Raw genomic sequence first — 19,045 nt, 5'->3', positions numbered from 1 at the left:
TCCACGCACCATCAGCGCGTCTAGGCGCTTAGTGCAGAGCGCTGGAATGCGCGAAAAGATTGCACCACGCCTCATCCCGGCTTGATTCAGCAGCTATACATAGCGTTCAACACCTATGCAGAAGCCAGGATGAGCATGCCGCAGGCAGGCAATATAGAACTGGAAACCGCGTCCAGCCCTCCGCGTCTGCGCGTGCGCGGCGACTGGACATTGGCGCACTACGCCCATTTGCAGACACAGTTGCAGAGCGTCCCCAGCGCCGTGGCCGAAAGCGCTGGGCAGATCGATCTCACCGAGTTGGGTCAGCTGGATACCGCCGGTGCGGCCTTGCTCGGCCGCTGGCTCGGCGAGGGCCGCCTGCTCGAGCTGGCGCAGAACAGCCCCGACCTGCCAGTCGAGCGCGTGGCGCTGCTGCGCACCGTTGGCCAGGCGCTGACCAGCTGCCCGCACAAACCCGGAGAGTCCGGCCACTCGGCCCTCAGCGAGGTGCTGGAACATATCGGTTGCGCGGTCGCCGATTTCTGGCAGCAGGTGCTTGCCCTGCTCGGCTTCATCGGCCTGACCCTGGAGAGCCTGCTGCGCAGCCTGTGGCGGCCGCGGCGCTGGCGCATCACCTCGCTGGCGGCGCATATCGAGCAGACCGGGCTGGACGCCATCCCGATCATCGCCCTGCTGACCTTCATGGTCGGCGCGGTGGTGGCCTTCCTCGGCGCCACGGTGCTGGCCAACTTCGGCGCCACCATCTACACCGTGCACCTGGTGGCGTTCTCCTTCCTGCGCGAATTCGGCGTGCTGCTCACCGCCATCCTCATGGCCGGGCGCACGGCCAGCGCCTTCACCGCGCAGATCGGCTCGATGAAGGCCAACGAGGAGATCGACGCGATCCGCACCCTCGGCCTCGACCCCATGGAGCTGCTGGTGCTGCCGCGCATGCTAGCGATGCTGATCAGTCTGCCGATCCTCACCTTCATCGCCATGCTCTGCGGCATAGTCGGCGGCGGCATGGTCAGCACCCTGCAGCTGGATGTGTCGCCGGCGAGGTTCCTGTCGATCCTGCAGTCGGAAATCCCGGTAAAAAACCTCTATATCGGCCTGGTCAAGGCGCCGTTCTTCGCCTTCATCATCGCCATCATCGGCTGCCTGGAAGGCTTCAAATCCGGCGGCAGCGCCAAGTCGGTGGGCGACCACACCACCTCGGCGGTGGTGCAGTCAATTTTCGTGGTGATCCTGCTGGATGCCGTGGCGGCGCTGTTCTTCATGGAGATGGGCTGGTGACGGACGAAGTGCTGGTAGAGGTGCGCGGGCTGGTCAACCGCTTCGGCCCGCAGGTGGTGCACGACAATCTCGACCTGGATATCCGTCGCCGCGAGATCCTCGGCGTGGTCGGCGGCTCGGGCACCGGCAAGTCGGTGCTGCTGCGCAGCATCGTCGGCCTGCTGCGGCCGGCGGCCGGCAGCGTGCGGGTGTTCGGCGAAGACCTGCTGGCCCTGGGCGCCGAGCAGCGTTCGCAGGTGGAACGACGCTTCGGCGTGCTGTTCCAGCGCGGCGCCCTGTTCTCCTCGCTGACGGTGATCGAGAACATTGCCCTGCCGCTGATCGAGCACGCCGGGCTGGACCGCCCGACGGCCGAGCGTCTGGCGCGGGTCAAGGTGGCGCTGGCCGGGTTGCCGGCCGATGCCGGCGACAAGTACCCGGATTCGCTGTCCGGCGGCATGATCAAGCGCGCCGCGCTGGCCCGCGCGCTGGCCCTGGACCCGGAAATCCTCTTCCTCGACGAGCCGACCGCGGGCCTCGACCCGATCGGCGCGGCGGCCTTCGACCAACTGATCCTGACCCTGCGCGATGCGCTGGGCCTCAGCGTGTTCCTGGTCACCCACGACCTCGACACGCTGTACAGCATCTGCGACCGGGTCGCGGTGCTGTCGCAGAAGCGCGTGCTGGTCGCCGACAAACTGGAGGTGGTCGAAGCCACCGATGACGACTGGATCCGCGAGTATTTTCACGGCCCGCGTGGCCGCGCGGCGCAGCAAGCCGCCAGCTCGGAGAAGCACTGATGGAAACCCGTGCGCATCACATCCTGATCGGCCTGTTCACCGTCCTGGCGGTGGGCGGCGCCCTGCTGTTCGCCCTGTGGCTGGGCAAGTCCAGCGTGGACAAGGAATTCAGCCTCTACGACGTGGTGTTCAACGAGGCGGTGACCGGCCTGTCCATCGGCAGCGCGGTGCAGTACAGCGGCATCAAGGTCGGCGACGTGGTCCAGCTCAAGCTCGACCCCAAGGACCCGCGCAAGGTGCTGGCGCGCATCCGCGTCGGCGGCGACACGCCGATCAAGGAGAACACCCGCGCCCGCCTGACTCTGACCGGGGTCACCGGCAGTTCGATCATCCAGCTCCACGGCGGCTCGCCAATGAGCCCGCCACTGGCGACCAACAACGAGCAGCCGGCGGTGATCGTCGCCACCCCGTCGCCGCTATCGCGCCTGCTGACCAACGGCGAGGACCTGGTGAGCAACATCAGCCGCCTGATCGCCAACGCCAACCTGATGTTCTCCGGCGAGAACATCGACCGCGTCAGCCGCACCCTGGAGCACCTCGACCAGGCCACCGGCGTGCTCGCCTCGCAGCGCGGCGACATTCAGGAAACCCTCAAGCAGCTCGCCGAAGTCAGCCGGCAGGCCGGCACCATGGTGCAGCAGACCAGCGAGCTGATGCACAACACCAACGCCCTGGTCGACAAGCAGGGACGCGGCATCCTCGACAATGCCGCACAGACCATGGCGGCACTGGAGCGCGCCAGCGGCGAGATCGAACAGATCCTCAGCACCAACAAGGACGCCCTCAACGGCGGCATTCAGGGTATCGGCGAACTCGGCCCGGCGGTCTCCGAACTGCGCAGCACGCTGGCCGCGCTGCGGCAGATGAGCCAGCGGCTGTCCGACAACCCCAGCGGCCTGTTGCTGGATCGCCAACAGACTCAGGAGTTTCAACCATGAACCACCTTTCCCGCTGGGGCCGTGGCCTGTGCCTGGCCGGCGCCGTCGCGCTGCTCGGCGCCTGCTCGGTGCTGCCGCAGGCCGAGACGGTGCAGACCTACCTGCTGCCGCAGGGCGCCACGCCGGCCCGCGCAAGCAACAACCAGCTCGACCGCTCGCTGCGCATCGCCCGCCCGCAGGCCAGCCAGGTGCTGGATAGCACGCGCATTGCGGTGATTCCGCAGGGCAGCCAGATCAGCAACTACAAGGGCGCGCGCTGGAGCAACCCGGCCCCGGCCTTGCTGCGCGACCGCCTGCAGGAGGCCTTCCAGGCCGATGGCCGCTTCGCCGCGCTGAGCAACGACGACCAGCATGTGCAGGCCGACCTGGAGCTGATCGGCAACCTGCTGGCATTCCAGAGCGAATACCGCAACGGCCGCCCCGAAGCGGTGATCCGCCTGGATGCGCGTCTGGTGCGCAGCGGCACCCAGCGCATCGTCGCCAGCCGCAGCTTCAGCGTGCGCCAGCCCAGCCAGGATGTGCAGGTGCCAGCCGTGGTCAATGCCTTCGGCCAGGCCAGCGATCAACTCGCCCGGCAACTGATCGACTGGACGGCGAGCCAGGCGTCGCGCCCGTAGGATGGGTTGAGCGAAGCGATACCCATCAATCGCGGCGATGGGTATCGCCTATGGCTAACCCATCCGATTGGCCAAACGCCCTACCCCGGCGCAGCCGCGCACCACAACGGCGCCAACCCGCTTTAAAGCGGTGCGACTTTTCCCTCCAGCGCCCCGAGAAACCCGTCCAGCTCATGGAAAACCGGCGTTCGCTCGACTTGGCACGCGCCCTGCAATAACGACTTCGACAATCACATAAAGCGTCCCTCTCAACGGCGAGGGGGCACTTCCCGACAGAACGGGATTGGACAAAGGCGTCCTCGCTGGGTAACCGGCGGGACGCCTTTTTTGTTTTCCGTGATTTTTATGCCGGAGATCGCGCATGAAAAAACTCAAGTTGGTCATGGTCGGCAATGGCATGGCCGGGGTTCGCACCCTGGAAGAACTGCTCAAGCTCAGCCCCGATCTGTACGACATCACCGTGTTCGGCGCCGAACCGCACCCGAACTACAACCGCATCCTGCTGTCGCCGGTATTGGCCGGCGAGCAGACCTTCGAGGAGATCGTGCTCAACGACCTCAACTGGTATGCGGACAATGGCATCAAGCTGCTGCTCGGCCGCAAGGTGGTGAAGATCGACCGCAAGGCGCGCAAGGTCATCGCCGAGGACGGCAGCGAGGCCGAGTACGACCGCCTGCTGATCGCCACCGGCTCCAACCCGTTCATCCTGCCGGTGCCGGGCAACAGGCTGGAAGGCGTGATCGGCTACCGCGACATCGCCGACACCCAGATGATGATGGAAACCGCCAAGACCCATAGCCACGCAGTGGTGATCGGCGGCGGCCTGCTCGGCCTGGAAGCCGCCAACGGCCTCAAGCAGCGCGGCATGCAAGTGACCGTGGTGCACCTGTCCGACTGGCTGCTCGAGCGTCAACTCGACAAGACCGCCGGCAAGCTGCTGCAAAGTGCGCTGGAGTCGCGCGGCATCCACTTCCGTCTCAACGAGCAGACCGAAGAGCTGATGGACAACGGCGACGGCCGCGTCTGCGCCGTGCAGTTCAAGGGCGGCGACGTGATCCCCGCCGATCTGGTGGTAATGGCCGCCGGCATCCGCCCGAACACCGAACTGGCGGAGCAATCCGGGATTCCGTGCAACCGCGGCATCCTGGTCAACGACACGATGCAGACCTACGACCCGCGCATCTATGCCATCGGCGAGTGCGCCAACCACCGCGGCATCGCCTATGGCCTGGTGGCGCCGCTGTTCGACCAGGCCAAGGTGTGCGCCAACCACCTGGCCCAGTTCGGCTTCGCCAGCTACAAGGGCTCGGTGACCTCGACCAAGCTCAAGGTCACCGGCATCGACCTGTTCTCCGCCGGCGACTTCATGGGCGGTGACGGCACCGAGACCATCACCCTCTCCGACCCGATCGGCGGCGTGTACAAGAAGCTGGTGATCAAGGACGACGTGCTGGTCGGTGCCTGCCTGTACGGCGACACCGCCGACGGCGGCTGGTACTTCCGCCAGGTGCGCGAGAACGCCAACATCAGCCAGATCCGCGACCACCTGATGTTCGGCGAAAGCGCCCTCGGCGACGTCGGCCATCAGGGCCAGAGCAGCGCCGCGAGCATGCCGGACACCGCCGAAGTCTGCGGCTGCAACGGCGTGTGCAAGGGCACCATCGTCAAGGCGATCCGCGACAACGGCCTGTTTTCCGTCGACGAGGTGAAGAAGCACACCAAGGCCGCCAGCTCCTGCGGTTCCTGCGCCGGGCTGGTCGAGCAGATCCTGATCAGCACGGTCGGCGGCGCCGCGGATGTGAAGCCGAAGAGCGAAAAAGCCATCTGCGGTTGCAGCGAGCTGAACCACGGCCAGGTGCGCAAGGCCATCCGCGACCACCATCTGATCACGATGGCCGAGGCCATGCGCTTCATGGACTGGAGCACGCCGAACGGCTGCGCCACCTGCCGGCCGGCGCTGAACTACTACCTGATCTCCACCTGGCCGGGCGAAGCCAAGGACGACCCGCAGTCGCGCCTGATCAACGAACGCGCCCACGCCAACATCCAGAAAGATGGCACCTACTCGGTAGTGCCGCGCATGTGGGGCGGCGTGACCAACCCGTCCGAATTGCGGCGCATCGCCGACGTCGCCGATAAGTACAACGTGCCAATGGTCAAGGTCACCGGCGGTCAGCGCATCGACCTCTTGGGAATCAAGAAGGAAGACCTGCCGGGCGTCTGGAAGGACCTCGACATGCCCTCCGGCCACGCCTACGGCAAGTCCATCCGCACGGTTAAGACCTGCGTCGGCAGCGAGTTCTGCCGCTTCGGCACGCAGAACTCGACCCAGCTGGGCATCGACCTGGAGCACGACCTGTTCAACATGTGGTCGCCGCACAAGGTCAAGCTCGCAGTCTCCGGCTGCCCGCGCAACTGCGCCGAGGCCGGCATCAAGGACGTCGGCATCATTGGTGTGGATTCCGGTTGGGAGATGTACATCGGCGGCAACGGCGGCATCAAAACCGAAGTCGCCGAGTTCTTCGTCAAGGTCAAGACCGCCGAGGAAGTGCGCGAATACAACGGCGCCTTCCTCCAACTGTACCGCGAGGAAGCTTTCTACCTGGAACGTACCGTGCACTACATGCAGCGCGTCGGCATGGAGCACATCAAGAAGGCCGTGCTGGAAGACGCCGACAACCGCAAGGCACTCAACGATCGCCTGCAGTACGCGCTGTCGTTCGAGCAGGACCCATGGAAGGAGCGCATCGAGACGCCGGTGCTGAAGAAGGAATTCGACCGGATTGCGGTCAAGCAACTGGAAACCGCCTAAGAAGCGCCCTCTCCCATAAGCATCTCCCCTCGCCCATTCATGGGAGAGGGGCCAGGGGAGAGGGAAAACCGGCCCCTCGGATTTGGAGACACACACATGACCTGGCTGGATATCTGCGCCCTCGACGAAATCAACCCGCTCGGCTCGCGCATCGTCGATGGCCCCAAGGGCGATATCGCCATCTTCCGCACCTCGGACGACGAAGTGTTCGCCCTCGACGACCGCTGCCCGCACAAGGGCGGGCCGCTGTCCCAGGGGCTGATCTACGGCAAGCGCGTGGCCTGCCCGCTGCACAACTGGCAGATCGAACTGGCCTCCGGCGACGCCGTGGCCCCGGACGTCGGCTGCGCCCATCGCCATCAGGTGAAGGTAGCCAATGGCCGCGTGCTGCTGGCGGTGAAAGCCGCCGCGCAGTGCGCCTAGCACCCTAGGGTGGAAAACGCCGCAGGCTTTTCCACCGCTATCACCGTCGTCCCGGTGGACAAGCGCAGCGTTGTCCACCCTACGAACCGCAGGAACCCCGTGCCATGCCTACTCCCAGTCAAATCACCGCCTCGACCTGCTGCTACTGCGGCGTCGGCTGCGGCGTGCTGATCGAGCACGACGGCGAGAAGATCCTCGGCGTCCAGGGCGATCCCAGCCACCCGGCGAATTTCGGCAAGCTGTGCAGCAAAGGCTCGACCCTGCACCTGACCGGCGACCTCGACGCCCGCGGCCTGTACCCCGAACTGCGCCTCGGCAAGGGTCTGGCCCGCAGCCGCACCGACTGGAACAGCGCCCTGGAGCACGCTGCCAATCAGTTCGCCGAAACCATCCGCGCCCACGGTCCGGACAGCGTGGCGTTCTACATTTCCGGGCAGCTGCTGACCGAGGACTACTACGCCTTCAACAAGCTGGCCCGCGCGCTGGTCGGCACCAACAATATCGACAGCAACTCGCGGCTGTGCATGTCCTCGGCAGTGGTCGGCTACAAGCGCAGCCTCGGCGCCGACGCCCCGCCCTGCTCCTACGAAGACATCGAGCAGAGTGACTGCCTGCTGATCGCCGGCAGCAACATGGCCTACGCCCACCCGGTGCTGTTCCGTCGCCTGGAGGAAGCCAAGGACAAGCGCCCGGACATGAAGATCATCGTCGTCGATCCTCGGCGTACCGACACCTGCGAACTGGCCGACCTGCACCTGGCGATCCTGCCAGGCACCGACGTGGCGCTGTTCCACGGCATCCTGCACATCCTGCTGTGGGAAGGCTGGATCGACCGCCGCTATATCGATAACCACACCGAAGGCTTCGACGAACTGAAGAAGCTGGTGCGCGACTACAGCCCGGCCGCGGTGGCGGATATCTGCGGGATTTCCGTGGACAACCTGCAGGCCTGCGCCGAGATGATCGGCAAGGCGCCGAGTTTCCTCTCGCTGTGGTGCATGGGTTTGAACCAGTCCAGCGCCGGCAGCGCCAAGAACAGCGCGCTGATCAACCTGCACCTGGCCACCGGACAGATCGGCCGCCCCGGCGCCGGCCCCTTCTCGCTCACCGGCCAGCCCAACGCCATGGGCGGCCGCGAGACCGGCAGCCTGAGCAACCTGCTGCCGGGCCATCGCGAGGCGGCGAATGCCGAGCACCGTGCTGAAGTTGCCGGCTACTGGGGCGTCGACGCGCTGCCACACAACACCGGCCTGACCGCCATCGAACTGTTCGACGCAGTGCGCGACGGCAAGATCAAGGCGCTGTGGATCGCCTGCACCAACCCCGCGCAGTCGCTGCCGGATCAGAACAAGGTGCACGAAGCGTTGGCCGCCTGCCCGTTCGTGGTGGTCCAGGAAGCCTTCTTCACCACCGAGACCTGCCACTACGCCGACCTGCTGCTGCCCGCCGCCAGTTGGGGCGAGAAGGAAGGCACGGTGACCAACTCCGAGCGGCGCATCAGCCATGTACGCCGCGCCGTGCCGGCGCCCGCCGAGGCGCGGCCGGACTGGGCGATCACCAGCGACTTCGCCCGCCGCCTGGAACAACGCCTGCGTCCGGGCCTGCCCAGCCTGTTCGCCTTCGAAAATCCCGAAGCCTTGTTCGAGGAATACAAGCAGCTCACCAATGAGCGCGATCTCGACCTATCCGGCCTGAGCTACGCCATTCTCGATAATCAAGGGCCGCAGCAATGGCCGTTCCCAGCCGGTGCCGCGACTGGCACGCCGCGTCTCTATGCCGATGGCCGCTTCCCCACCGACAATGGCCGCGCGCGCTTCCACGCCGATCCCTACCGTGCACCGAAGGAAAAGCGTGAGGCGCGCTTCCCGCTGACCCTCAACACCGGCCGCCTGCGCGACCAGTGGCACGGCATGAGCCGCACCGGCACCGCCGCGCGGCTGTTCGGCCATGTCGAGGAAGCCGCACTCAGCCTGCACCCGGACGAACTGCGCCGCCGTCGCTTGCAGGCCGGCGAGCTGGTCAAGGTCCGCAGTCGGCGCGGCAGTCTGATCGTCCCGGTGCAGGCCGACGAGGCCGTACGTTCCGGTCAGGCTTACCTGCCGATGCACTGGGGCAACCGCTTCCTCAAGGGCCTGGGCACCAACGTGCTGACCCTGCCGGCGTTCGATCCGCTGTCCAAACAGCCGGAACTCAAGCACGCCGGCGTCGAAGTGGAGAAGGTCGAACTGCCCTGGCAGCTGTTCGCCCTGGTCGAGGGTGACGTGCAGCAGCGTTTCAGCGCCCTGCGCCCGTTGTTCGACGACTTCGCCTACGCCAGTCTGACCCTCACCGGCCGCGAACGCCCCGCCCTGCTGATCAAGGCGGCCAGCGCGGTGGCACCGGAAGCCGAGCTGCTGGCCAGAATCGATGTGCTGCTCGGCGTCGATGAAGGTCCGGTGCTGGCCTATGACGACCCGCGGCGTACCGTCGGCAAGCGCGTGCGCATCGAGGACGGACGCATCACCGCGATCCGCCTGGCCGGCGAAACCGCCGCCCGCGACTGGCTGAAAGGCCTGTGGAGCGAAGGCAAGACCGATGCCGAACTGCGCCGCTGGCTGCTCGCGCCGCTGTCCACCCCGCCCGGTTCGGCGAGCGGACAGAAGGCCGGCAAGACCCTGTGCAACTGCCTGAACGTCAGCGAGAGCGCAGTGTGCGCCGGCATCGCCCGCGGCCTCGACCTCAACGGTCTGAAACAGGAGCTCAAATGCGGCACCAGCTGCGGCTCCTGCGTCCCGGAAATCAAACGACTGCTGGCGCAACAGCCGGTGGCAATAACCGCCTGAACAACAAACGTAGGGTGGAAAACCGCGCAGCGTTTTCCACCAGAACCAGTCGGTGGGCAACGCTTCGCGGTTGCCCACCCTACGAGGAGATGTCGCTATGAATGCAAAAGTCTGGCTGGTCGGTGCCGGCCCCGGTGACCCGGAACTGCTGACCCTCAAGGCGGTAAAGGCGCTGAACCAAGCCGAGGTGGTGATGATCGACGACCTGGTCAATCCGGCCGTGCTGGAACACTGCCCATCCGCGCGCATCGTGCCGGTCGGCAAGCGCGGCGGCTGCCGTTCCACCCCGCAGGCGTTCATCCATCGCCTGATGCTGCGCTACGCCCGCCAGGGCAAGTGCGTGGTGCGCCTGAAGGGTGGCGATCCGTGCATCTTCGGCCGCGGCAGCGAGGAAGCCGACTGGCTGGCCGAGCACGGCATCGAGGTGGAGATGGTCAACGGCATCACCGCCGGCCTGGCCGGCGCCACCAACTGCGGCATTCCCCTGACCCTGCGCGGCGTGGCCCGTGGCGTGACCTTGGTCACCGCCCATACCCAGGACGACAGCAGCCTGAACTGGCAGGCCCTGGCCCAGGGCGGCACCACCCTGGTGGTGTACATGGGCGTGGCCAAGCTCGGTGAGGTGCGCGACAGTCTGCTGACCGGCGGGATGCGCGCCGACATGCCGGTGGCAATGATAGAGAACGCCTCGTTGCCCGAGCAGCGCGAATGTCGCAGCAGCCTGCAGCGAATGCTCGGCGATGCCGCCGCCTTCCAACTGAAAAGCCCGGCGATCCTGGTGATCGGCGAGGTGGCAGAGGCCGCGCAGCACCTGGCACTGGCGCAAAGCGCCTGAACCCTTTCTCCTGTGGAGCACCTCAACCGGCCGCACCAGGCCGGTTTTTTTTGCCTGCAAGAGTGAGCGCTGCTCGTGAAGCTTTTGAGCTACCAATGTTCGCGAGCAGAGCTCGCCCCTACAACAGCCGCATCCTGTCAGCGACAGGGCAGAATTTTCAGGCAAAGAAAAACCCGGCCGAAGCCGGGTTTCTCCTGCCGTGAAACTCAGTCCAATTACTTGGGCTGGGCTTCCACTTCGGCTTCCACCCGGCGGTTGACGGCGCGGCCTTCCGAGGTGGCGTTATCCGCCACCGGGCGGGACTCGCCGTAGCCGACCGATTCGATGCGCTCGCCGCCGACACCGTACTGGTTGACCAGCACGTCTTTAACCGCGCTGGCACGGCGCTCGGACAGCTTCTGGTTGTACGCGTCGGTACCGACGGAGTCGGTATGACCTTCCACGGTGGTGGTGGTCGACGGGTACTGGGTCATGAAGTCAGCCAGGTTCTTGATGTCGCCGTAGCTTTCCTCTTTCACCTTGGACTTGTCGAAGTCGAACTTCACGTCCAGCTCGACCCGCACGGCCTCGGCCGCAGCCGGGCAACCATCGGCGTCAACGGTGACGTTGGCCGGGGTATCCGGGCACTTGTCGACGTTGTCGCACACGCCATCGTTGTCGCTGTCGGCGCACACTTCGGCCACCGGAGCAGCTGGCGGCATCGGCTTGGTGCCGCCGAAGTTAACGCCGACGCCAACGCCGGCCATCCACTCGGAATCACCACGGTCGAAGTTGTAGAGGTAGTCCACACCCGTGCGGGCGAAGAAGTTCTCGGTGAAGTAGTACTTCAAGCCCGCGCCGAGATCGGCCTGCGTGGTGTGGTCGCGGCCGCTGGTGAAGGTATTGCTGATCGACTGGTGCGCTGCACCAACAGACACATACGGACGCAGACCCGGACCAGGTTCGCCGAAGTGGTAGATCGCATCCAGGCCAGCAGCGCTGCCCTTGATATCCTTGTTACCGGGGGAATCCCCATTCAGGTCGTGGTATTCGCCATATGACAGCGCCAGCTCGAGGTCCTCGGTCAGGAAGTAGCCAAGAGAACCACCGAACAGATTGCCGTCGTCCATATTGCGGGTGCTGTCAGTGAAATAACGCTTCCCGAAAACCTCAGCTTCTACAGCACCTTGGCCTTGGGCCAGCGCGCTGAGCGAAAGACTTCCGATCAGTGAACCAATGACAACGCCTAAGGTGTTTTTCAATTTCATCCGTAAAGTCCCCAGTTAGATGCGATGCGAGTCGTAGTGCGTACACATGGACCTTTTTGAAAGTAGTAGAAGGATTTAGTTATCGCGAGTCGCGCTAAACAAGATTTCTAACTTTTTCTCGGCACCTGCAAAGTGCCACCATGCAATTTGCGAACTGTCAAGTTGGCCAGAAATGCCAAACAATAAGATCAAACCGCAACATCGACGGATATCTGCTCTGATTTGGCTTTGATCAGGTGTTGCTCGCTGTACCCAGCGAAACGTCTGGGGTGCAGCAACTAACTAGTTCCCCCGGCAACGTAACTGTGCACTCCTTCGCATTACCCGCAGCTGGATACAGCCCCCCTTCGGCAGCATTCCCCTACTCTGTCTTGCCAAATTTACAATGAATAAAAAAGGCCATTCCTCCCCTGCCTGAAGAAGAACGGCCAGAAAATTTGCATGCTCGGCTTTGCTCGCAGCCACGCAGTAAAAACTCAGCGAGCCGTGATCACCGCAAGTTTGGTGATGCCGGCGCGTTCGATGGACGCCATGGCTTTGGCCACTTGGCCATAGTCCACGCTCTCGTCGGCCTGCAACTGCACGCGCAGTTCGCTATCCGCAGCCTTGGCGGCTTCTAAGTTGCTCTGCAGCAGTTCTGGCTGGATTTCATCCTTGTTGATGAAGAACTTGCCCGCCCCGTCGATGCTTACCACCAGTGGGTCCTTCTGCTCGGGCGGCGCGACGGCTTCGGTCTTCGGCAGGTTGATCGGGATGGCGTTGGTCAGCAGCGGCGCGGTGACGATGAACACCACCAGCAGCACCAGCATCACATCCACCAGCGGGGTGACGTTGATCTCGCTCAGCACTTCATCGCTGTCTTGGGTAGAGAAAGCCATTTCAGGACGCCTCCTTCACTTTCTGTGCAGTGCCGGCCGACTTGGCTGTGGGGAGCTGGATCAGCTTGAACGCACTCTTCTGCGCCAGGCTGTAGAAGTCGTGGGCAAAGTCGTCGAGGTCGGCGGCGTTGAGCTTCAGGCGGCGCAGGAAGTAGTTGTAAACCAGCACCGCCGGCACGGCGACGGCGATTCCCACGCCGGTGGCGACCAACGCCGCGCCGATGGGTCCGGCCACGGTTTCCAGGCTCGCCGAGCCGGCCGCGCTGATGCCCTTGAGCGCTTCCATGATGCCCCACACGGTGCCGAACAGGCCGATGAAGGGCGAAGTGGAACCGATCGAAGCGAGTACCGCCAAGCCGCTTTCCAGGGAACGGCGCTCGCGCTGGATCTGCTGACGCAAGGCACGCTCGAGGCGGTCCTGGTGGTTGATGGCCTGGCTCAGGTCGCCGTGCCCGGCATCCTGCACACGGATCGCGCCGAAGCCGGCCTGGGCTACACGGGATACCGCCCCGGGCTGGGTGTTGACCAGTTCGGCCGCGCCGTCGAGGCTGGAGGCGCCCCAGAACAGGCGCTGGAACTTGCGGTCCTGGCCCTTCAGGCGGCCGAACTGCACGCCTTTGAGCAAGGCCAGGCCCCAGGTGATGACGGAAAAGCCAATCAGCAGCCAGATGACGGCATGTTCGATGGATTCGAGTGGGGATGCCAGTAGGTTCATGTGCGTCTCTCTCTTTCAGCGATAAAGGAAGTGTCTGTTGTTCAGTGCAGCTTGAAGTCGATAGGCACGCTGACCCAGCCGTCCTGCGCCACCTCGCCGCGCTTGGCCGGCACGAAGGTCCAGCGCTTGACCGCCTGCACCGCCGCCTTGTCGAGTTGCTCGCGACCGCTGCTGATCTGCACCTGGATCTCGCTCGGCCGACCGTTGGCCAGCACATGCACCCGCAGCAATACCGTGCCTTCCCAACCGCGGCGCTGCGCCAGCGACGGGTACTCCGGTGCCGGATTGCGCAGGTAGCCAGCGCTGGCCGAGGGCGGCGTCACTGGCGCGGGCGCTGCCGGGGGTGGCGTGGGCGCGACCGGCTTGGGCACTGGCGGTTGCTCGACCGGCTTGGGCGCGGGTTTCGGCGGCGGCACCGGTTTGGGCTTGGGGATCGGCTTGGGCGGCGGTGGTTTCACCGCCAGCTCATCCACCACCGGCGGTGGAGGCTCGACCACCGGCTCGGGGATCGGCTGCGGCGGTGGCTGCTCGACTACTGGCGGCGCCGGGCGCGTCAGCTCGATCTCCATCGGCGGAATCTGCACCGGCACTTCCGGCAGCTTCGGGGTCGGTTGCTGACTCAGCCAATAGATCAATGCGCCATGCAGGACCAGCGCGAAAGTGCCGAGCAGAACGCTTTCGCGGCGGCTCAACGGGCCCGTCGGTCGCACATGATGCTGGCGGCCCAACGGCTCACGATACTGGCGACCAAGATCGAACAGGTCGGCACTTGGCAGCTCCCGCCAAAGCACCTCGGCTGCGCTGGCGGCGGTCTGTGCATTGCCCATCAAAAAACTCCTTGAAATGACCTGTTGCACACCCTGTCCGGTTCCGTAGACGGCGTTTTCAGCAGAGCCAGAAGGCCCACACGCAACCCACTGAAAAGGCCATTGCAGAGCGGCTACCGGGTGTTGGAGCAATGATTGGCGAGCGCCTTTATCTCACAAAGTAATTTTTATTGATCTTGTAATAACAAAAAAACATAAAAGATTTTATCTGATTGTTTTTATTGGCTTTTTTAAACTTTATGCCCGAAAGGCATGGGAAAAATGCCTTCAAAGCTTGGAGATCACTCAAGCCCACCATCAGCACCCGGACTGCCTCGGCTGCAGACGCAAAAAAGCCCCGTGAAATAGAGTTCACGGGGCTCCGAGTCGAACCGCGGTTAGAACGGTCGGCTGCCGGCGAGGCTGATGCGCTTCAGATTGCGCCGCTCGCTCGCATCGAAGGCGGTACGGGCATGCAAGGTGGCCTGGTTGTCCCAGTAGACGATGTCCCCTACCGCCCATTTATGCGTGTAGTAGAAACGCGGGCTGGCGATGTGCTCGCGCAGGCGGGCGATCAGTTCCTGGCCGCGCTGCGGGTCATAGTCGGGAATTTCCACTTCGGTGAGCACGCTCAGATACAGCAGGCGCTTGCCGCTCTCCGGGTGCACCCGCACCAAGGGGTGCTCGCTGCCCTGGATCGCCTCGATATCCGGGGTGCGATAGCTGACGTGCGCGCCGCCATAGCCGCCGGCCCTGATGCGGATGAACGGGTTGTAGTTGATCAGGCGCAGGCCTTCGATTTCGCGCTTGGTCGCCTCATCGAGGCTTTCGTAGGCCAGCACCAGGTTGTACCAGCTGGTCTCGCCGCCCTGCTTCGGCACTTCTAGGGCATACAGCAGGGAGCCGGCCGAAGGCGTTGGCGTCCAGTGGTGGTCGGTGTGCGGCGGCAAGGCGAAGTTGCCCAGCTCGCCATCGCCGGTATTGGCTACTTTGACGATCTGCGGCGCCTTGCCATCTTCGCCCGACGACAGCACAGGAATATCCGCCGGCGGCTGGAACACCGAGCCGAAATAGGTGGAGAAGTCGAGGAACTGGCGGTCATCCAACTGCTGGTTCTTGAAGATCAGAATGTGGTGATCGCGCAGTGCCTGCTTGAGGGCGAGGATCTGCTCGGCCGCCAACGGCTGGCGGGCGTCCAGGCCACTGACCTGGGCACCCAATGGCGCGGCCAGCGGGGTGATGGCGATATCTTCTGGCTCTCTGCGGAGAGCGGTGGCGGTTTGGCTCATGTGCGTGGTTCTCTTAGGAAAATGAGTGACAGCTTGTAGGGTGGAAAACCGCGAAGCGTTTTCCACCAAGAGCCGGTGGATGTGAAAGGCGACATCCACCCTACGAAGCTCCAAGGCTGCTTTCCCGCTCGGGGAAGGCCAAAAAGTTGTAAGTGGGCTTGCCCGCCCCTCACCCCAGCCCTCTCCCAAAGGGAGAGGGCGTTGTCCGTGCCATGCCGGGATGAGGGGACGGGCTCAGCCCTTGCGCAGGGTCTGGCTGCGCTGGCCGTCGATACTCACCGGCACGTCGCCGGCCAGGGTCACGCGGCGGACGATGCGGCCCTGGCTGCCGTAGTCGTCGACGGCGTAGTGCTGGGTCGCGCGGTTGTCCCAGATCGCCACGTCGCCTTGCGTCCAACGCCAGCGCACGGTGTTCTCCAGGCGCGTGACATGGCTCTGCAGCACGCTGAACAGCTGCGCCGAATCGCTCTGCGACAGGCCCTTCAGACGTTTGACGAAATGCCCGAGCAGCAAAGTGCGCTCGCCGCTGACCGGGTGCACGCGCACCACCGGGTGCTCGGTTTCGTACACGGTGGAGGCGAACACCTTGCGGTACTCCTCGAGCCTGGCCGGATCGACGCTGGGCCTGACCCCGGCATAGTCGTACTCGTTGCTGTGCACCGCCCAGAGCTTGTCGGCCAGCTCGCGCAGGGCCTCCGGCAGATCGTTGTAGGCCGCCGCGGTATTGGCCCAGACGGTGTCGCCGCCGGCCTGGGCGGCGACCACCGAACGCAGGATCGAGGCCTTAGGATAGGCGTCGACGAAGGTCACGTCGGTGTGCCAGGAGTTGGCCCGGCGCCCCTCGGCGCCGTCCAGTTCGAGCAGATAAGCGGTGCCCTCGCGCACCGGCACGGTGGGATGCGCGATCGGCTCGCCGAGCAGCTTGGCGAACGCCTCCTGACCCTGGTCGTCGAGATGCTGCTGAGCGCGGAAGAAGATCACCTTGTATTGCACCAGCGCCTGCTGGATGGCGTCGACGCTGGCGGCATCCAGTTCGCCGGAGAGTTTCACTCCGCGAATTTCCGCGCCGATACGACCGGCGACCGGGTGAATGTCGAGTACGGCGGTGGTCGGTTCTACGGCTAATGCACTATTGCTCATGATGTAACCCTCGGTTGGTGGGGAAGTTCGTTGTTCAGAAGTCGTAGCGCACGGATACCCCGGCGGTGCGCGGCTGGCCGACGGAGGCGGTGTAGGCGCCGTTGCTCATGGCGAAAGCGGTCAGGTAGTAGTCCTTGTCGGTGGCGTTCTTCAGCCACACCGAGGCGTCCAACAGGCCACCGCCCAGTTCGCTGCGCACCCCCGCGGAGAGGTTGACCAGGCCGTAGCCGTCGATCTTCGATAGGTCGGAGTTGTCCAGCGTGCCTTCGGCCTCGGAGCGGTAGGCGTAGCTGGCGGTGACGTAGGGATCGAAGCCATTGCCCAGCTGCCACTGGTACTGGCCGTTGAGGTTGGCGATCCATTTCGAAGCGCCGACCACGCGCTCGCCGGTCAGGTCGCAGGTGGCCGGGGCGCCAGGCTGCGTGCTGATCTCGCCGGGGCACGGCGCATCCTTGAACGACAGGTAGGTGACATCGTTGTAGGAACCGTTGAAGTTCACCGTCAGACCGCGGAACGGCAGCGCCGAGGCCTCGAACTCCAGGCCGCGCGAGCGCACGCTGCCGGCGTTGGCGAGTATCGAAGTGGCGGTCAGCGCGCCCGGTGCGGTGGTCAGCGTGGTGGCCTGATAACCGTGGATGCCGGTCCAGAAGATGTTGGCGTTGAGCTGCAGGCGACGGTCCAGCAAGGTGCTCTTGAAGCCCAGTTCGGCGTCGTTGGCGCGTTCAGGACCGACCACCAGCGAATCGCTGTCGAATCCCGCCGTCGGCGCGACCAGATTGACCCCGCCGGACTTCTCGCCATGCGCCAGGCTGGCATAGCCGAGCAGATCCTCGCTGAACTTGTAGCTCAGGCTGAGCAGCCCGGACGGCGCGGCGTTGTGCAGGCCGAAGTCGCCCGTGTCCAATGCCCCCAGCTGCCGCTGACGCGCCGCGTTCAGGGCCGGTGGCAGAACCGCGCCACCGTCCGGCGCAAAGCGATTCACTCGTGCCTCTTTCTCCTCATAGGTGCCGCGCACGCCGGCAGTGACATCCAGGCGCTCGTTGAGGTGCCAGGTGCCTTGGGCGAACAGCGCGTAGCTGTCGGTTTCGATCTTGCCGTTGGCCTGGCTGGTGACGTTGTTGAAGATGCCGGCATTGGCCCCGGTGAGGAACAGGTCAGCCAGCGGGCCGTACTCCTGCACCGTCTTGTTGCCCAGGTTCTGGTTGAACAGGTAGGTGCCCACGACATAGTCGAAGGCGCCGCCGGTTGGCGATGCCAGACGGATTTCCTGGGAGAACTGGCGATCGTGCACCTCGACCCCGGCGTGCTCGATGGCCGGCACGTCGAGGAAGTCGGTGTCGTTGCGGGGGATGAAATGCCAGTAGCGGTAGCCGCTCACCGACGTCAGGGTATAGCCGCCGCCCAGCTGCCAATTGGCCTCCAGCGAAGTGCCGCCTTGGTACACATTCACCGACTGCGCGCTATCGATGTTGACCTCGCGCTTCTTCGGATCGAGTTGCGGCGTGGCGCCGATCAGTGCCGCACGCTGGCGGAAGCGATCGGAAACGCCATACAGCGCCCAGACGCCGTTGGTGGAATCCTCCTCGTTGTAATCGGTGATCCACCGCAGGTTGAAATCCTCATTCGGCTCGAACAGCAACTGACCGCGCGCACCCTCGCGCGCGCCGCCGTTGAACGTGCGGTCGTCATGCAGGTTGTCGATATAGCCGTCATCGCGGGTGCGGTAGGCCGACAGGCGCCCGGCCAGCGTCTCGGTGAGCGGCCCCGACACGCTGCCCTTGCCCTGGAAGTAGCCGCGCTCGCCGCCGGATACCTCGACGCTGCGCTCGGGGGTGAACGTCGGCTTGCGGGTGCTGATATTGATCACGCCGGCGGTGGTGTTCTTGCCGAACAGCGTGCCCTGCGGGCCGCGCAACAGCTCCAACTGCTCGATGTCGAGTAGGTCGAACACCGCCATGCCCGGACGGCCCAGATAGATGTTGTCCAGGTAGATCCCGGCGCTGCCTTCCAGGCCGTCACCCGCCGGGTTGTTGCCGATGCCGCGCACCGCGATGCTCGATTGGCGGGCGTGGATGTAGGCGACGTTGACGCTCGGCAACACCTGTTGCAGGTCCTGCACCCGGTACACCCGCTGCTCCTCCAGGGTGTTGCCGCTCAGGGTGGTGATCGGCGTCGGCACCTCCTGCGCATCCTCCTCGCGCCGGCGCGCGGTGACCGTGACCTTGGCCAGGGCGGTATCACTCTTGGCGCTGCTGCCCTGCTCCTGCGCGGTAGCGTCCTGCTTGGGCTTGACCGGCTCCTGGGCCCAGACCTCGCTCCCCGATACGGCGCTCCCCAGCGCCAACAGCAGGGTCAGGGCATATTCCGGCGTAGCCAGCTGGCGCAGGGCCAAAGGCCGGGCAACCCGTGGGCGGAAGCCCTGATCGATGTTCTTGCGTGGCGAACTCATGCATATCTCCTTGATCTCGA

Annotated in this window: 15 protein-coding genes; 8 read left to right on the top strand and 7 right to left on the bottom strand. The window is 64.8% G+C overall.

Translation table 11 applies throughout. The annotated features are described in order from the left end of the window. The first annotated feature begins 129 nt into the window (after window positions 1-129). The 8 genes from D3880_RS10710 (at window position 130) to cobA (ending at window position 10,501) form a co-directional block, all read left to right on the top strand. The gene (locus D3880_RS10710; RefSeq protein WP_238474431.1) at window positions 130-1,275 is read left to right on the top strand and encodes an ABC transporter permease; all 1,146 of its coding nucleotides are present in this window, start codon (window positions 130-132) and stop codon (window positions 1,273-1,275) included. Continuing rightward, window positions 1,272-2,054 carry an ABC transporter ATP-binding protein gene (locus D3880_RS10705; protein ID WP_420800855.1) on the top strand — a complete coding sequence of 261 codons (783 nt, stop codon included), beginning with the start codon at window positions 1,272-1,274 and terminating at the stop codon, window positions 2,052-2,054. The genes D3880_RS10710 and D3880_RS10705 overlap by 4 nt, the downstream gene beginning before the upstream one ends. Continuing rightward, complete coding sequence (locus tag D3880_RS10700) at window positions 2,054-2,992, top strand: MlaD family protein (RefSeq protein ID WP_119893438.1); 939 nt, start codon at window positions 2,054-2,056, stop codon at window positions 2,990-2,992. Before D3880_RS10705 ends, D3880_RS10700 begins: the two co-directional genes overlap by 1 nt. After that, a complete protein-coding gene (locus D3880_RS10695; protein WP_119893437.1) occupies window positions 2,989-3,609 on the top strand; it encodes an ABC-type transport auxiliary lipoprotein family protein in 621 nt (206 codons plus the stop codon). The genes D3880_RS10700 and D3880_RS10695 overlap by 4 nt, the downstream gene beginning before the upstream one ends. Window positions 3,610-3,970: 361 nt before the next feature. Further along, entirely contained in the window at window positions 3,971-6,421 is a 2,451-nt protein-coding gene (nirB, locus tag D3880_RS10690; protein WP_119893436.1) for a nitrite reductase large subunit NirB, read from the top strand. 96 nt (window positions 6,422-6,517) lie between these two features. Then, window positions 6,518-6,844, top strand: a complete 327-nt coding sequence (nirD, locus tag D3880_RS10685) for a nitrite reductase small subunit NirD (protein WP_119893435.1) — start codon at window positions 6,518-6,520, stop codon at window positions 6,842-6,844. A gap of 104 nt (window positions 6,845-6,948) precedes the next feature. Beyond that, entirely contained in the window at window positions 6,949-9,666 is a 2,718-nt protein-coding gene (locus tag D3880_RS10680; RefSeq protein WP_119893434.1) for a nitrate reductase, read from the top strand. A 97-nt stretch (window positions 9,667-9,763) separates the two neighbouring features. Further along, the gene (gene cobA, locus D3880_RS10675; protein ID WP_119893433.1) at window positions 9,764-10,501 is read left to right on the top strand and encodes a uroporphyrinogen-III C-methyltransferase; all 738 of its coding nucleotides are present in this window, start codon (window positions 9,764-9,766) and stop codon (window positions 10,499-10,501) included. Between the two features lie 215 nt (window positions 10,502-10,716). Here the strand turns inward: cobA and D3880_RS10670 are convergent, their stop codons facing one another. The 7 genes from D3880_RS10670 to D3880_RS10640 all read right to left on the bottom strand — a co-directional run bounded on the left by D3880_RS10670 (window position 10,717) and on the right by D3880_RS10640 (window position 19,025). Next, window positions 10,717-11,748 carry an OmpA family protein gene (locus tag D3880_RS10670; protein WP_119893432.1) on the bottom strand — a complete coding sequence of 344 codons (1,032 nt, stop codon included), beginning with the start codon at window positions 11,746-11,748 and terminating at the stop codon, window positions 10,717-10,719. A 476-nt stretch (window positions 11,749-12,224) separates the two neighbouring features. Beyond that, window positions 12,225-12,626, bottom strand: coding sequence for an ExbD/TolR family protein (locus tag D3880_RS10665; RefSeq protein ID WP_119893431.1), 402 nt, complete (start codon window positions 12,624-12,626; stop codon window positions 12,225-12,227). 1 nt (window position 12,627) lies between these two features. Continuing rightward, a complete protein-coding gene (locus D3880_RS10660) occupies window positions 12,628-13,341 on the bottom strand; it encodes a MotA/TolQ/ExbB proton channel family protein (protein ID WP_119893430.1) in 714 nt (237 codons plus the stop codon). Window positions 13,342-13,382: 41 nt separating this feature from the next. Next, window positions 13,383-14,168 carry an energy transducer TonB gene (locus D3880_RS10655; RefSeq protein WP_119893429.1) on the bottom strand — a complete coding sequence of 262 codons (786 nt, stop codon included), beginning with the start codon at window positions 14,166-14,168 and terminating at the stop codon, window positions 13,383-13,385. A 377-nt stretch (window positions 14,169-14,545) separates the two neighbouring features. After that, complete coding sequence (locus tag D3880_RS10650) at window positions 14,546-15,436, bottom strand: TauD/TfdA dioxygenase family protein (protein ID WP_119893428.1); 891 nt, start codon at window positions 15,434-15,436, stop codon at window positions 14,546-14,548. Between the two features lie 234 nt (window positions 15,437-15,670). Beyond that, window positions 15,671-16,576, bottom strand: coding sequence for a TauD/TfdA dioxygenase family protein (locus tag D3880_RS10645; protein ID WP_119893427.1), 906 nt, complete (start codon window positions 16,574-16,576; stop codon window positions 15,671-15,673). Between the two features lie 34 nt (window positions 16,577-16,610). Then, window positions 16,611-19,025, bottom strand: coding sequence for a TonB-dependent receptor (locus D3880_RS10640; RefSeq protein WP_119893426.1), 2,415 nt, complete (start codon window positions 19,023-19,025; stop codon window positions 16,611-16,613). Window positions 19,026-19,045 lie beyond the last annotated feature (20 nt).

It is taken from the genome of Pseudomonas cavernae (assembly GCF_003595175.1).
Lineage (GTDB): Bacteria > Pseudomonadota > Gammaproteobacteria > Pseudomonadales > Pseudomonadaceae > Aquipseudomonas > Aquipseudomonas cavernae.
Note: the sequence above shows the minus strand (reverse complement) of the source record. Positions and strands in the feature narration are given on the sequence as shown.